This is a genomic window from Hymenobacter sp. 5317J-9, from assembly GCF_022921075.1.
GTDB lineage: Bacteria > Bacteroidota > Bacteroidia > Cytophagales > Hymenobacteraceae > Hymenobacter.
Genome location: NZ_CP095050.1, coordinates 2117747 through 2133269 on the forward strand (window position 1 = coordinate 2117747; position 15523 = coordinate 2133269).

Genomic DNA, 15523 nt, shown 5'->3' on the forward strand with positions numbered 1-15523 from the left:
CCAGCTCGCACCTCACTCCCTTCCTCAAAATCCCACCCCAATGCCTTCGTTCCAGCATTTGCTGCTCAAGCAGCTCCTCACCGCGGCAGCCGCACCGCTGGCCCGCCGCAAGCCCAGCGTGGGCGCCATGCGGCTGGCCATGGAAGCCGGTTCGCTCTTCCAGTTCATGCCCTGGCACGTACACTTGGAAAGTCTGAAGCTGGACAACCGCCTAGAGGCCGAGTGGCTACGCCCGCGCGGTGCGCACCCTACGCGCGTGCTGCTCTACCTGCACGGCGGCGGCTACGTGCTGGGCTCGCTCAATACGCACCGCAGCCTGGTGGGCAGCCTGGCGCAGCGCACGGGCCTCAACGTGCTCACCATCAACTACCGCAAGGCACCCGACCACCCGTTTCCGGCGGCGCTCGACGATGCCAAGCGCGCCTACCGCTGGCTGCTGCGCCACGGCCACCAAGCCCACGACATCATAGTAGCCGGCGACTCGGCCGGGGGCGGGCTGGCCCTGGCGCTGCTGCTGGCCCTGCGCAATGCCGGCGAGGCCCTGCCCGCGGCCGGCGTCGGCCTTTCGCCCTGGACCGACCTCAACCTGCCCATCACCGCCCTGCGGCGGGTGGCCCGCGAAGAGGGCCTCCTGCTCGAAGCCCTGCAGATGCGCACCTGGGGCCCGCTTTATGCCCGCAAAACGCCGCTCACACACCCGCTGCTTTCGCCGCTGCAAGCCGACTTGCACGGACTGCCGCCGCTGCTCATTCAAGTATCAACGGCCGAAGTGCTGTACGACGATGCCCTACGCTTTGCCGACAAAGCCCGCGCCGCGGGCGTGTCCGTGACGCTGCAACCCTTTGACGGGCTGGTGCATTGGTGGCATTTGTTCTGGCGCATTGTGCCCGAGGCCCGCCAGGCGCTCGACCAGGTGGCCGCTTTTCTGGAGAAAATGTGGGCCCAGCGGGCGGCCGACCAGCGAGAGCCGACGGCCGCCACCCGGCAGCTGCGGCCACAAGCCCGTCGGCGGTTGGCGGCATAGGCTGGCGGCCAGCCGCTTGGGCGCGGAAAGGGTGGTATTGAGAAGCCGAAGTTCCGAAGAAATAAAACCCTGCATTCTGATGATTTTGAGCACTTTTGAAGAAAAACGGCGTACAAGACTCAACTATATTGCAGAGTGTTCGTAGGTTTGCACCATAAATAGTCGGCTTGCATACTACTTGTGGCCGCCAACTCGTTTTCCCTCAGTTGCTTCGCGTTTAACCCTTTCACTTCAATCCCCTTCAAACCCATGGAAGATTTGTTTAAAAAGTTCGTCAATGCCGGCGTCGGTTACATTGCTCAGGGCAGCAAGACGTTGCAATCCACCATTGAGAAGCTGGTGAAGGACAACAAGATGACCCAGGAGGAAGGCAAGAAAATCATCGACGACCTGATGAAGAGCGGCGAAACCAAGCGCGCCGAACTCGAAAAGCAGTTTCAGGGCCTGGCCGACCGCGTGAAGAGCACCGTGGGCCTCGGCGATTCTAAGTCGAAAGCCAAACCGGCCGCCAAAAAGCCGGCTGCTAAATCGGCTTCGGCCGCCAAGCCGGCCAGCAGCGCCACCAGCAAGCAAAGCTCGGCGACGGCCAAAGCCGCTGGCGCCACCAAAAAGGCCGCCGACAAGGTGAGCGCCGCCGCTGGCTCGGCTCAGAAATCGGCCGCAGCCAAAGCCGGCGCTGCCGCCAAACCGGCCGCGAAGAAGCCCGCGGCTAAAAAGCCCGCCGCAGCCGCTTCAGGCACTAGCGAAGGCCAGGCGTAAGCGCGTCGCTTCCTGTCGTAAAAAGCCCCGTTTGCGTCTCGTGAACGGGGTTTTTCGTTGCTAGTCCGGCGTCCGATTACGCAGTGGCCGGCCCAAAGCGCTACATTCGCTTTCAATGTTCAAAAACACGATTTCTAACCTGTCCCGGATTCGGCAAGTGGCCGAAGTGCTGCTGCGCTACGGCTTCGAGGACGTGGTGACCACCACGCCCCTGCGCCGCCTCGTGAGCCAGGCCCGCCGCCTCAACTGGCAGCGCGCCGACCGGCAGGTGTTCGAAACCACGCGCTGGGAGCGGGTGCGCCTCATCATCGAAGAGCTGGGGCCCACGTTCATCAAGCTGGCCCAGGCCATGAGCAACCGCGCCGACCTGCTGCCCGAGGCGCTGATTGACGAGTTTGAGAAGCTACAAAGCAACGTGCCGCCTTTTGAAACGGCCGTGGCCCGCCAGATTATCGAGGAAGAGCTGGGCCGGCCCATCTCGGAGGTATTCAGCGAGTTCGACGACACCACCCTGGGCTCGGCCAGCATCGGGCAGGTGCACCGCGCGCGGCTGCTCACGGGCGAGGAAGTGGTGGTGAAAGTGCAACGGCCCGGCGTGCGCGACAAAGTGCGCTCCGACCTGGCCTTGCTGCACGAGCTGGTGCGCCTCACCAGCGGCTTCCTGCAAAAGCAAGGCCTGGCCAACCCGCAGGACATCGTGGACGCCTTCGAGCGCAGCATGAGCAAAGAGCTGGATTACACGGCCGAGGCCCGCTCGATGGAACAGTTTCGGAAGCTCTACGCCGATTACACCACGTTTTACATCCCGAAGCCGTTTCGGGAGCTGAGCACGGCCCGCATCCTGGTGATTGAGTTCGTGAGCGGCTGCAAAATCACCGACAAAGCGCAACTGCTGGAGTGGGGCCTGAGCCCGGAAACCGTGGCCGAAAACGGCATGGACATCTACCTGACGCAGATTTTTGAGTTTGGGGTGTTCCACGCCGACCCGCACCCCGGCAACGTGCTGGTGCGCCCCGATGGCACGGTGGTGCTCATCGACTTCGGCATGGTGGGCCGTCTCACCAAGCAGCAGAAGTACGCCTTCGCGGGCGTATTCATCGGCATGGCGCGGCAGGACGCGCGCAGCATGGCCCTCAACTTCCGCCGCCTCGCTCTTACGGCCGAGATACCGGACATGCGCGCGTTCGAGTCCGATTTGAGCCAGCTTATTGAGGATTTCGCCACGCTCGACGTGAAGGAAATGAGCATGAGCGACCTGGCCGATGCCCTGCAAACCGTCATCTACAACTACAAGCTGCAGGTGCCGGGCGCGGTGTTCCTCATCCTGCGGGCGCTGGTGATTCTGGAAGGCATCGGCAAGGTGTTGCACCCCAGCTTCAACACGTTCGAATTTGTGCGGCCCTACGGCGCCAAGATTATTCGGGAGCAATACTCGCGGGCCAACTTGCTCAGCGAAGCCGAATACACGGGCACGCAGCTGCTGGCCCTGCTCCAGACTTTGCCAGCCGACGTGCGCCAGATTGTGCGCAAAATCAGCAAGGGTGAACTGCGGCTGAAGTTCGAGCTGGTGGGCTACCAAACCCTGCTGCGCAAGGCCGACCAGCTCGTGAGCCGCACCATTCTGGCCCTGCTAAGCGTGGGCGGGCTGCTGTTTTCGGGCCTCTCGCTTATGGGCCGCTACTCCCCCGACATGCCATACCACCGCGGCGTGCCCGAAATAACCTGGTGGAGCCTGGGCGCCACGGGTTTCATGCTGCTGGTTTTGCTGCTGCTCGGTACCGGCCGGCGGGAGAAATAAGGCCGCAGGCAGCGATGACATCGAGGCAAAACTGCCATTAATCACGCCGCAGGCGGGCTCTTTGCTTCAACTGGCAAAGTCCTTTATTTTATCGGGTTTAATGTGATTAATTGCTGGTAATTAACGTATTAATACTGATGAAGCGGGATTTGCTAAAGTCCTGAAAAATGGAATTTAACGTTGCCTGCCGGTTTGTTGGACTTCTACCTTTCCGCTGTCTGTCGCTAATGACAGAAGTTAATCCCAGCGGAAAACCCCATGAATACCGTTACCCTCGGAGCAGTCCAGCGCTATTGCGTTACTCTCTTTGCTTGCGCCCTGCTTAGCCCCGGCTTGTCCAGCGCCCAAGGGCGCGGCAAAGCGCCCGAGCAACTCGCGGACGAGACCTATGACACCCAAAAACACCTGACCGTGGCCGTGACGAAGTTTGCCGAGGCGCGTACGGCGCTGGCGGGCTTCATTCGGCAGCGCGCGGTGCGGGTGCAGAAGCAAGAGGAAACCCCGGAGCAGCTCATTGCCGAGTTTGCCCTGCCCGCGCCGTACCTGCTGCCGCTCGATTCGCTGGCCGCGTCGCTGGGCTTTGTGGTTGAAAACAACGTGAATGCCCACGACCTCAGCGGCCGCACCGGCGAGCTGCGGGCCGAAGAAAAGCGCACCACCGACCAGATAGAGGGCATGCAGCAGCAATTGGCCAAAGGCACGGGCACCCCCGAAGAGCGCACCAGCCTGCGCCGCGACCTGGACCGCGCCACCGACCGCCTGCTGAGCGTGCGCGAGCAGCAGGCTTACATTGCCGGCCACGCCCGCCAGGCCTACGTCACGCTGCGCCTCTATGACGAAATCAGCTTCCCCACCGGCAACCGCCGCATCAGCTTCGTGAACATGCCGGGCGTGGAATACGCCTACCTGCACCTCGACAGCCCCAAAGCCGGGCTCACCGCCCCGGCGTATTCGGGCGTGGCCCTCAAGTACCTCGTCACGCGCGGCAAAAGCTATTTGAACGTGGGCATGTACCGCCCGGTGAGTGGCAACACCGGCGAAGAAGATTTCGTGAACGAACTGTTCGTCATCAACTTCGGACAGGATTTCTACCCGCGCAACTTTGGGCGCGGCCGCCGGCGCTATTTCAACCTCTACACCTGCTACCAGCTGGGCGGCTTCATCCTGAACCGCAACAACGACCGGGGCACCGAGTTCATCCCCAACCTGAACCTGGGCGTGGGCGTCGAGATTTTCAAGAGCAAGCACGTGCTGCTCGACACCAAAGCCAGCTACTTCGTGCCGCTGCACGACCGCAGCCGGGACCTGCGCGGCGTGCTGGGCCAGGCGGCGTTCAACTTCGTGTTTTGATAGGGGAGGGCGCGTCACTACACGTTTGGATTCCCGGCGTGCTTGGCCCGTTTTTGTACTCGCTTCTGCAATTATTTGGCCTTGAAGCATTGTGACCGCGCCGGACGGACCCGACCTTTGCGGCGTGGGCGCTATTGCTGCCCGCGCGCCTACATGCCTGCTTCGTTGTTCGTTCGCGTAATCCTGCTTGTTTTTGGTATTTTATTGGGACTGATGCCGCGCAATGCCGCGGCCCAGACAATCCCGACAGACCAATCGGTGTTACGCGAAGCCAGCCTGCGCGCCGACACCGCCACCTATTCGCTCAGCCGCAACACGGTGCTGGTGCAAGGCACGCCAACGCTCTACTTCTGGTTTCGGCGCGACGATGAGACGCTGGAGCTGCGCCTGTACCCGGCCAACACCTCCACTGCCAAGCCGTTGCGCCTGCGCCGCACGCTCGACTATCAGCAGCTCGATTCGCTGACGAAAGAAACTGACGGCAGCTTCCGCACCCGCCTCAAGTTTCAGAACCTGACCAGCAGCCAGTTTCTACGTCTGGTGGTGGAACAGGCAGCCGACTCGGCCGGGCGGGCGCCGCTGCGGCAGGTGGTGCCGCTGTTGCCGCTGGCGCGCACCTCGCTGGCCCTGCGCGTGACGGATAACGAGTTGTTTGTGGGGGAAGAGAAGGTGTTTGAGCTTACCAGCTCCAACCCGCGCAATGTGCATGTGACGGGCGAATGGGTGCGCGGCCCCGAGTTCGACTACCGCCTGTTGGCCGAAAGCAACGGCATGCTGCGCCTGCACGTGCTGCCCAACCAGCTCGGCCAGCGCACGCTGCAGCTCAGGCTGCAAACCGAGCGGCCCACGCTGCTGCCCGGCAACAAGCTCAGCTACCAGCTGCCGGTGCTGAAGCAGGAATTCAACGTGAAAGCCAGCCGCCTCCGCTTCCTCTCGCCCGACCAGCGCAGCGTGACCATGGACGACGTGAGCCGCCGGCGCGGCGTGGAGCTCATTCTCGACAACGGCCGCAGCTTCGAGCTGCACCGCACCTACCGCATTGAAGACCAGGAAGAACCCGGTGGGGAGCTCATCGCCGAAATCTATACGCGCCAGTACCTGAGCAACGACCGGGTGCTGTGCTACTTCCGGCCCTACAACACCCACCGCCAAACCGCCGGCTACCTCTACATCAAGGAAAACGACGCCCCGCGCTACCTCACCAACCTCGACATCACGCCCCAAACCGTGATTCGGAACGTGCAGGTGCTGCACCGCGGCGGCGAATGGACGCCCGGCCTGAGCGTGAGCCCCGGCGAAACCGTGGACGTGCGCCTCGAAGGCGAGGGCCTGCAAAAGGCGCGCGTGTCGTTCGAGGACCTCCCCGTTATTCCTTCCGATTCGTCGGTGCGGACCGATGCGCGGCTGGTATACCGGGTGCGCGTGCCGGTGAGCTACGACAAGCGCAAAAGCACGATTTACAACCTGGGCCAGCCCACGGGCTATGCCCTCAGCGTGCGCGAGTTTCAGCGGCCGCACCCCCTGGATTTTGTGTCGGTGACTTATGGCGACGCGGCCCGGCAAATCACCAAGCTCAACGGCCCGGTGCTGTACGACGGCACTATCCGCGACGTGGTTTTTCAGTTCAACCCGGCGGGTATCGACAAGGGCGAGCAGCTGTTTGGTAAGCAGTTTCTGAGCTTCGAAATCCGCACCGTGAATGCCAAAGGCGATTTGGTGGAGCTGCGCAACATCGACAACGTGGTGATTTGTCCCGGCGACAACTCACCCCGCGCCGCCTTCTACGCCGACAAGCAGTGTCGCACCGACCCGCTCAGCCTCAACTCCATACTGAGCCGCAAAACCTACGACCTCGACGAATGGAGCCGCATCCTCGTGACGGTGAAGCACCAGGCCAGCCAATACGGCGAACCCGGCTACACCCAAACCGTGGAGCTGGTGCTAAAGCGCCGCTACAAATTCGACATCGACGTGAGCTTCCCGGCCGGCCTGCTCACGCGCAAGCAGAAAGAAGATAAATTCGGTGACCTGGGCGGCATCTCGCTGGCCACGCTGGCCCAATTCAGCTTCTACAGCCCCAACAAAATCAACCGCTTGCGCCCCTACAAAATCGGCGCCGGCTTCGTGGCCCTCAACGCCTTCAACCTGGGCAGCAGCACCGCCAACCGCGACTTGGGCGTTGTCATCCTCGGCTCGGTGTACCCCACGCGGCGCGAGGCCAAATTCACGTTTCCGCTGTACTTGGGCGGCGGCTATTTGCTGGGCACCTCGCAGTGGTTTTTCATGCTGGGGCCGGGCATTGGGGTGCGGTTGTAGGGGTGAAATTAGTATATCAGCGGGAGCGGTAATTGATGCTACGGAAAACGATACTACTGCGGCTAGTTTTTTTAGGAAATAGTTGAACTAACAGTTAAAGGGTGTTAGGGAATTTAAAAAGCACGTCATGCTGAAGTAGTTTAGGCAAAATCCTAACACCCTCTTAGCGATATAATTTCTGTGCTCATCGCATTCGGGCCTTTTAGTAAAAAAATCTATAATGCGCTTGAGAAATCAAAAAATTTTGCCTAGAAATACGTCGGTCACGGCGGCAACTCAAGGTTGTGCGGAGTTTTTTTAATTTCGCTGTGCAGCCGCTCTTATAGCTTGCTCTAAGTTGTCTCCCTGTAACTCGTAAGGTGCTAACTGACCAATATTGTCTCTTCTGATATGTAGTTGTCCTTCATTGCCCTTATTCCCTCTGTGTTGTCCTTTTGAAAAAGATGGATTTGTTACCACATCTTTACTGCTCATGACCCAAAGTACAATTTGGTCTCTAAAAACGGCAACCCAAATAAATACATCACAACATTGTGGCTTTAACTGTTGAAAGTTCATTAAGAAATTTTTGTCGGAATGCCTGGAAAGGGCTTTCACGTACAGGGGAGCATCACTGTCACTATCAACAGCTCTTGAGGCTTTTACTTCAATTTTTATTCCATCCAACAACAAGTCGTAATCACCTGAATAATTTTGCTCAAGTTTTCTGCTAGGAATTTGTAGCTTGGAGCATTTTCCTTGAACATAGGTTTGGGCAAATCTCTCACCAAAACCTCTTGGCGCGGAAATCTCAAAAATCCAAAGGTTTGGATTCTCACTTATATATTCGCTTCTAATGTCAATGTATTGTTCATAGGTAAAGCCACCTTTTTTAATCAAGCCACAGATTAAATGTTCATATTCGTTAAACGGAAATATAGGTTGGTCATCTTCAGCTAACTTCAGTACCTCATCGAGGTCTGACTCTGAGCCGGTAAACGATTCAATTATTCTAAATTTTAATTCTGTAAGTTCCATCACTTGCTTTAGTTAATTGTAAATAGTTTAAGTAGTCGGTTTCCGAAAACTCAGAATGAGTTGAAAAGTAATCAAAATGGATTGGTAATAATTCTAAATCCCCTCTAAGTACTTTATGGGTTAAAAACAGTTTGTTAAAAAGCCAGTTGATTATATCACTGTTTAGTAGGTGCGTGAGTTGTTTTGCGGTTAAGTTCGGAATCTTAGGAATAAGCATGTTTGCACTATTAAGAATAAGCCTTTGTTGTGTGTCGTGATAGAAGCATAAATCAGATGAAATGAATTTATAAATGAGTTTTTCTGGAGCATTATACAGTTCTAGCGGGGCGACTTGTTGAAAGCCTACAAAATTATTCAAAATAAAAGTTCTTGGTTCTTTCAAACCGTTTTTGGTAATATCCGACCCTTTGTAAATCGGAACGTAGCCAGTTTTAGGCTCGCTGCTACAAAATTTATCATTATTGCCTGTTACAATTCCTAATGCCCAATTTGCTCCATGTTTAAGTGTAGTGTGTTTTATAGAGAAAATTTGATTGATAACCTGTGCTTGATTTTCATCAGCCCAAAAGTTGAATATATGCTTGGGGTTTTCTTTAAATGAATCTAGTTTTCTGTAAAACGAGTTAGTGCCGGCACAACACTTAACTACGTCATTAGGAGTAGCTGACTTTTTCTCAACAATGATGGCTTGTGCTTTTGTTAATAGTCCCTTAAAAGCTTTGCCATAATCAACAAAACGAGCTATTTTTTTTGAAATAAGCAATTTTCTTATATGCTCGAATGCTCCTATATTAAAAAAAGCTTCTTGTGTTAAGAAACCTATAATTCCGTTAGGTTTTAGAACGGATAAGCTTGCGCCGAAAAATAGGGATGTAGTATCTATGCTGTTGCCGCAGCCATATAGTGCTGAGAAGGTTTCTTTCTCTGACTTATCAATCTTTTTGCCCCAAGGTGGATTTGTGAAAATGAGGTCAAAGCAGGTGTCTACTCTGCTCATTTTGTGAGCTTCTTGTAAGAAGTCGCCAACTTTTATATTGACCGCAGCGAAGCCGAACTCATCTCTTATTCGTTGCTTAGTAATTGCAACTGCATTGCTATCTATATCGAAGCCATAAACATTTTCAGGAGCAACACCTTGCCTGATAGCTTCAATAAGAAAATTACCAGAACCACAGCAAGGGTCTAAGAACGTGAAGCTAGCCTTGATTTCAATATCGTTAAATAAATCCTTTACAATCCAAGACGGCGTGTAATAAATCCCTTCCTTATTTCTATAAGAATACGAGAGCGAATTTTCGTACTCAATGCCTATGCTCTCTCCCGTATAACTTTGAAATAGTGAATTTACCTTTTCTGAAACATCATTGTGGTCATGAGCATCCTTCATTAGTTTATTGGCTCTTGCAGTCAGCTTTTCTTTGCCTGCAACATCCGACATAAATGCTTTTAAGGAGTCTTGGGAAACCACCCCTTTACTCAAGGGAATTAGATATCCCGTTTTAATCCAGTTCCTGATTGTCGCAGATGAAACATTAGCTGTTTTTGCTGCTTGTTCAATTGTCAGCCCTAACTGCACTGCTTCACCAAATATGTTTGTCTGCATTGTTCAAAGGTAGTGAAATTATTGTTTAATCTTGCTTTACAGATTATAACAGTTGCTTCAGTATATATATGACAGGTAAAGAGGGTCGTTTCGGGAAGCACACCAAGTGTATTTCCCGAAACAATCCGACTTTGGTGACAGCGAAATTATCTGAACTACTGCAGCTTCATGTCCGCAATAATCGCCTGAATTTTCTCGTGCGCCAGCCGTTGCGCTAGGTCAAAATCGACGGCTGATTTCAGCGGCTGCTTCACGCTGAAATAGAACTTGATTTTGGGCTCGGTGCCGCTGGGGCGGGCCGAGATTTTGCTGCCGTCTTCGGTGAGGAACTGGAGCACGTTGGAGCTTTCCACGCCGGTGTCGGTGGCCAGGCCGGTGCGCAGGTCGTGGATGCGGCCGGTTTTGTAGTCGCGGATTTCCACCACTTTCAGGCCGGCGATGGTGGCGGGCGGGTTGGCGCGCAGGCTGGCCATCATCTCCTGGATTTCCTCGGCGCCGCGCTGGCCTTTTTTGGTGAGGGAAATCAGGTCTTCCACGTAGAGGCCGTACTGGGCGTACATCTCCACCATTTCCTGGTAGAGCGTGCGGCCCTTGTCTTTGGCCACGGCGGCCATTTCGGCCACCAGCGCGCAGGCCGAGATGGCGTCTTTGTCGCGCACAAAATCGCCGATGAGGAAGCCGTAGCTCTCCTCGCCGCCGCCGATGTAGGTTTCGCGCCCTTCGAGGTCGCGGATGAGGCCGGCGATGTACTTAAAGCCGGTGAGCGTACGGTAGCTCTTCACGTTGAAGGAGCGGGCAATGTCGCCGAGGATTTCGCTCGTCACGATGGTGTAGACGATGTAGTCTTTGGGCGTGCTCTGGCCGGCGCGGTGGCGGGCCGACAGCAGGTAGTGGGTGAGCACGGCGGCGGTCTGGTTGCCGTTGAGTAGCACCCACTCGCCCTTGTCGTTTTTCACGCCCACGCCCACGCGGTCGGCGTCGGGGTCGGTGGCCAGCACGATGTCGGCGTTGGTGGCCTTGGCCTGGTCGAGGGCCAGCTGCATGGCGCTTTTCTCCTCCGGGTTGGGCGACTGCACGGTGGGAAAGTTGCCGTCGGGCGTGGCCTGGGCTTCCAGCACGTTCACGTTGGTGAAGCCGAACTCGCGCAGCAGGCCGGGCACCAGCGTCACGCCCGAGCCATGAATTGGCGTGTACACGATGTTCAAATCGTGCTGCCGCTGAATGGCTGCGGGGTCGATGCTGAGCTGCTTGGCGGCGGCAAAATATTTCGCATCAATATCAGCCCCGATGCTGATGATTTTCGACGGGTCGCCTTCGAACTTCACCTCGCTGGGGCTGGTGATTTTGTTGACTTCGGCGATGATGTTCTGGTCGTGCGGCGCCACTACCTGCGAGCCGTCGTTCCAGTACACTTTGTAGCCGTTATATTCCTTGGGGTTGTGCGACGCCGTGATGACGCAGCCGCTCTGGCACTGCAGCTCCCGAATGGCAAACGACAGCTCCGGCGTGGGCCGCAGGGCTTCAAACAGGTAGACCACGATGCCATTGGCCGAGAAAATACCGGCGGCAATTTCAGCAAAGGCGCGGCTGTTGTTGCGGCTGTCGTGCGCAACGGCCACCTTGATTTGCTGACCGGGGAAACTCTGCAGCAAGTAGTTGCACAGGCCCTGCGTGGCCATGCCCAGGGTGTAGCGGTTCATGCGGTTCGAGCCCGGGCCCATGATGCCGCGCAGGCCGCCCGTACCAAACTCCAGGGTGCGGTAGAAGGCGTCGGTGAGCTGGTCGTCCTGCCCGCTGGCCTGCATCTGGCGGATGGCGGCCTGGGTGTCGGCGTCGTAGTCGGGCGTGAGCCAGGTATTGATGGTGTTCTGGACTTCGGGGGTGAGGGGCATGGGGCGAAAGAATAGGGTTCGGTTGGGCGGAAACGGCCGTAAAGGAAAGAAAGTTGGCGGGAAAAGGCCAGCTTGCGGACTTTGAGACCCTGCAAAATTGGCCAGGCCGTGCGGGTTGCGGCTATTGCAGCTCCACTTTCTGCGAAAACACGGCGCCGGTCGCCTCCATTTTCAGCACGTAGATGCCGGCGGCCAGCCCGGCTACCGGCAGTTCCTGCGTGGACTGGCCGGCGGCCAGCTGTCCGGTGGCCACGGTGCGGCCCTGCACATCCTGCAGCACCAGCCGCAGCGCGCCCGCCAGCTCAGTGCCCCGCGCTATGCGAATGGCCTGCCGTGCCGGATTGGGCGAAACCGAAACCCCAGCGCTGCCCGCTTGCCGGGCGGCGGTGGGCACGGCCTGCGCCAGCCAGGGCCGCGTGTTCAGCGCATACAACCGCGCCGGAACGTTAACAATACTGTTTATCTGCTCATTGGATAGGAAAACGCGGTACTGGTCCACAAACGTTAGCCCTTCGGCTTGCCCGATGAGTAGGGCGTTGGGCAGCTCAATCCGGCGCTTGTTGCCTTTCAGATACTGCCCGCCCCGAAAGTCCGACAGCAGCCACATAAAAGTGGCGCCGGTGCTGGCATTATATCCCAGCAGCGCCGCGCCAGTACCCGCGGGGTTGAGGTCGGCAGCCGTAATCAGCCCGTTCACGTTGAAGCTGCCTTTGAAATGCGCTACGTAGGTACCGGGCTGGGCCGGAATGGTGTAATACTTGGTGCGCAGGTCGGCCCAGTTCTTCGTGAACAGGTGCAGCGAATCGTTCGAGTAAAAGAAGGCTTCGCAGTCGAAATTGTGGTTGTTGGTGGCCGGGCTGAACGTGGTTTGGTCGGGGTAGCTGAAGTTGATGGCCTGCGCCGTCACGGACACGTTGGCGCCGGTGCCGATGTCGGCTTTGGGCACGCGCAGCACCCGCAAATCGCGCCGGTCGCCGTTGTTGTTGCCGAAGTCGCCGATGTAGAGATTCTGTGCGTCGGCGGCAATGTCTTCCCAATCAACATTGATGACGTTGGTGATAACTACCTGCTGCACTATCGCGCCCGAGGTCGAATCAATTTTGTAGAAGCTGGGTGTGTTGTTGCTGTCGTTGTGGGTCCACAGGTTGCGGTCGGTGTATATCAGCCCCGAGCTTTCGGGCACGGCACTGCCCAGCGGCGTTTTCGTCACCAGCGGAGCGCTGGTGGTAGCGTACTGGCACGAGCCGTCATTGACGGTGGCGGACGGGTTGTAGTTCGTGGCGCGCGGGTCGGTGCAGCCGCTCTGGGCCCGGGCCGGGAAGCAGGCCAGCAGCAGCAAAAAGGAAATAGCCGTTTTTACCATAGCACGGAGCAAAAAAGAACGTCATGCTGAGCGCAGCCGAAGCATCTCTACCGCAATAGTAATGAATTACTTGTGCAGTAGAGAAGCTTCGGCTTTGCTCAGCATGACGTTCTCACATCAGCCGAAACATGGCTTCCGATTCTACAGGTTGCCCCGCAGCGCCTGCTCGCGCTCGATGCTTTCAAACAGGGCTTTGAAGTTGCCTTTGCCGAAGCTCTTGGCGCCTTTGCGCTGGATGATTTCGTAGAATACCGTGGGGCGGTCCTCCACCGGCTTGGTGAAAATCTGGAGCAGGTAGCCTTCCTCGTCGCGGTCCACCAGCAGGTTCAGGGCTTTCAACGACTCCAGGTCTTCGTCGATGGCGCCGATGCGCTCCAGCAGGTCTTCGTAGTAGGCGCCGGGCACGCTCAGGAACTCCACGCCGCGGCGGCGCAGCTCGGTCACGGTGGCGCGGATGTCGTTGGTGGCGATGGCGATGTGCTGCACGCCGGGCGAGTGGTAGTAGTCGAGATACTCTTCAATCTGCGACTTTTTCTTGCCTTCGGCGGGCTCGTTGATGGGGAATTTCACGTAGCCGTTGCCGTTGGAAACGACCTTGCTCATCAGGGCCGAATACTCGGTCGAGATGTCTTCGTCGTCGAAGGTGAGCAGGAGTTTGAAACCCATCACGTCCTCGTAGAACTTCACCCACTGGTTCATTTCGCCCCAGCCCACGTTGCCCACGCAGTGGTCGACGTGCAGCAGGCCCACCGGCGCGCCCTGGGGCACGCCGCTGCTCTTGGCCACGAAGCCGGGCATGAACGGACCCGAGTAATTCGTGCGCTCCACGAAGGTGTGCACGCTCTCGCCGTAGGTATAGATGCCGGCCAGCGTCATGCTGCCATGCTCGTCCTCAATGGTGTAGGGCTCGAAGGCCGATTTGGCGCCGCGCTTGGTGGTTTCTTCCCACGACTGGCGGGCGTCGTCCACCCACAGGGCCATCACCTTCACGCCGTCGCCGTGCTGGGCCACGTGGCGGGTGATGTCAGAATCGGGCAGGAGAGAGGTGGTGAGCACCAGGCGGATTTTGCCCTGCTGGAGCACGTAGCTGGCACGGTCGCGCAGGCCGGTTTCGGGGCCGGCGTAGGCCACCAGCTCGAAGCCGAACGCGGCCTGGTAGTAGTAGGCCGACTGCTTGGCGTTGCCCACGTAGAATTCAACGAAGTCGGTGCCTTTGAGTGGGAGGAAGTCCTGGGCGGGCTGGGCCAGCACTTCGGGCGAGGTCATGGTTTGCATGGGTGGAGATACGGAAAAGGGTGGGGAATGAACGCGGTAAAAATACGGGTTTGATTAATTCCGAACGGCGTTGGGCTCGAAGTGGTGCCGGCGCGCGGGCGGCGCCGCGCAGGTTTGGCAATTCATTCCCATTTTTGTGCCCAATCATCTGCCTTAGCGCCACCCAATGAATACCGAAGAACTGAACCGCGCCCTCGTGGCCCTGATTGAGAAAAAGGCCGAGCTGCACACCCTCACCTACGACGACGCCCGCTACGACGACGTGGAAGAGGCCCTGCACGACCTCGAAGACGATTTCAACGACGAGTACGGCGACTTCCTCGAAACGGCGCTCGACAAGGTGCACACCGACCTGAAGTCGGACACCGACGTGCTGCTGCCCACCGCCTACCTGCCCAGCAACCCCAATTCGACGCCCTCGCCCAAAGAAGGCGTGTGGGTTGACTCGGAGAAATACCCCGGCAAAGAAGCCCGCATCACGCTGGTGCCCAACCCCGTGCGCATCATGCTCACGGTGGGCAAAACCGTGCAGCAGGAGCTGTGGAAGGCGTAAGCCTTCGCCTGGGCATCGAATAAAAAGAACGTCATGCTGAGCGCAGCCGAAGCATCTCGCGTGGGGAAGTAATTCAATCGTAAGATTTTACATCCACACGCGAGATGCTTCGACTGCGCTCAGCATGACGTTCTGCTTTACCACTTTTTATATAAACGCAATATGCTCTACCGCATCGCCGAGCCCGCCGATTGGCAACGTGCCCGGCAAACCGGCTTTTTCGCCAGCGCCGACCTGGCCGCCGAGGGTTTCATTCACTCCTCCGAACAGCACCAGATTTTGGAAACTGCGCGCCGCTACTACGCGGGCCGTACCGATTTGCTCTTGCTGGAATGGGACGAAGCAGCCCTAGACGCCGCCGGCGTGCGCGTAGAGCGCGAATGGGTCGAGAGCCGACAGCAGCATTTTGCGCACGTATTCGGCCCGGTGCCGCTGGGTGCCATTTGCCGCGTCTGGCCCCTTGAGGCCAATCAAGAGGGAGAATTTCGGTTGCCGTTGGAGTTGCATTCGGCGGGCGAATAAATTTTTAAAGGCCGGTGCAACCCCCGCGCGGTGCGGCGCATCTTCCGCCCA

12 protein-coding genes are annotated in these 15523 nt (G+C 57.5%); 7 read left to right on the plus strand and 5 right to left on the minus strand.

Going from position 1 to position 15523, the window contains the following annotated elements; genetic code table 11:
* The first annotated feature begins 40 nt into the window (after positions 1–40).
* The 5 genes from MUN81_RS08855 (at position 41) to MUN81_RS08875 (ending at position 7247) form a co-directional block, all read left to right on the plus strand.
* Entirely contained in the window at positions 41–1024 is a 984-nt protein-coding gene (locus MUN81_RS08855) for an alpha/beta hydrolase (protein WP_245116937.1), read from the plus strand.
* Between the two features lie 249 nt (positions 1025–1273).
* Positions 1274–1783, plus strand: a complete 510-nt coding sequence (locus MUN81_RS08860; protein ID WP_245116938.1) for a hypothetical protein — start codon at positions 1274–1276, stop codon at positions 1781–1783.
* 115 nt (positions 1784–1898) lie between these two features.
* Complete coding sequence (locus MUN81_RS08865; RefSeq protein WP_245116939.1) at positions 1899–3581, plus strand: AarF/ABC1/UbiB kinase family protein; 1683 nt, start codon at positions 1899–1901, stop codon at positions 3579–3581.
* Positions 3582–3914: 333 nt separating this feature from the next.
* The gene (locus tag MUN81_RS08870; RefSeq protein ID WP_245116940.1) at positions 3915–4931 is read left to right on the plus strand and encodes a hypothetical protein; all 1017 of its coding nucleotides are present in this window, start codon (positions 3915–3917) and stop codon (positions 4929–4931) included.
* A gap of 213 nt (positions 4932–5144) precedes the next feature.
* The gene (locus MUN81_RS08875) at positions 5145–7247 is read left to right on the plus strand and encodes a hypothetical protein (RefSeq protein WP_245116941.1); all 2103 of its coding nucleotides are present in this window, start codon (positions 5145–5147) and stop codon (positions 7245–7247) included.
* 297 nt (positions 7248–7544) lie between these two features.
* Here MUN81_RS08875 and MUN81_RS08880 read toward each other — a convergent pair whose 3' ends face one another.
* The 5 genes from MUN81_RS08880 to hppD all read right to left on the minus strand — a co-directional run bounded on the left by MUN81_RS08880 (position 7545) and on the right by hppD (position 14397).
* Complete coding sequence (locus MUN81_RS08880) at positions 7545–8264, minus strand: hypothetical protein (protein WP_245116942.1); 720 nt, start codon at positions 8262–8264, stop codon at positions 7545–7547.
* Positions 8239–9867 carry a TaqI-like C-terminal specificity domain-containing protein gene (locus MUN81_RS08885; RefSeq protein WP_245116943.1) on the minus strand — a complete coding sequence of 543 codons (1629 nt, stop codon included), beginning with the start codon at positions 9865–9867 and terminating at the stop codon, positions 8239–8241. The genes MUN81_RS08880 and MUN81_RS08885 overlap by 26 nt, the downstream gene beginning before the upstream one ends.
* A gap of 155 nt (positions 9868–10022) precedes the next feature.
* Positions 10023–11759, minus strand: a complete 1737-nt coding sequence (locus MUN81_RS08890; protein ID WP_245116944.1) for a phospho-sugar mutase — start codon at positions 11757–11759, stop codon at positions 10023–10025.
* A 121-nt stretch (positions 11760–11880) separates the two neighbouring features.
* Positions 11881–13122: a T9SS type A sorting domain-containing protein gene (locus MUN81_RS08895; RefSeq protein ID WP_245116945.1), complete on the minus strand. Its 1242-nt coding sequence runs from the start codon at positions 13120–13122 to the stop codon at positions 11881–11883.
* 141 nt (positions 13123–13263) lie between these two features.
* A complete protein-coding gene (hppD, locus tag MUN81_RS08900; protein ID WP_245116946.1) occupies positions 13264–14397 on the minus strand; it encodes a 4-hydroxyphenylpyruvate dioxygenase in 1134 nt (377 codons plus the stop codon).
* A gap of 166 nt (positions 14398–14563) precedes the next feature.
* Between hppD and MUN81_RS08905 the strand changes: the two genes are divergently transcribed.
* On the plus strand, positions 14564–14950 hold the full coding sequence (locus tag MUN81_RS08905) for a hypothetical protein (protein WP_245116947.1): 387 nt from the start codon (positions 14564–14566) through the stop codon (positions 14948–14950).
* Between the two features lie 162 nt (positions 14951–15112).
* Entirely contained in the window at positions 15113–15472 is a 360-nt protein-coding gene (locus MUN81_RS08910; protein ID WP_245116948.1) for a DUF952 domain-containing protein, read from the plus strand.
* The last annotated feature ends 51 nt before the right edge of the window (positions 15473–15523 follow it).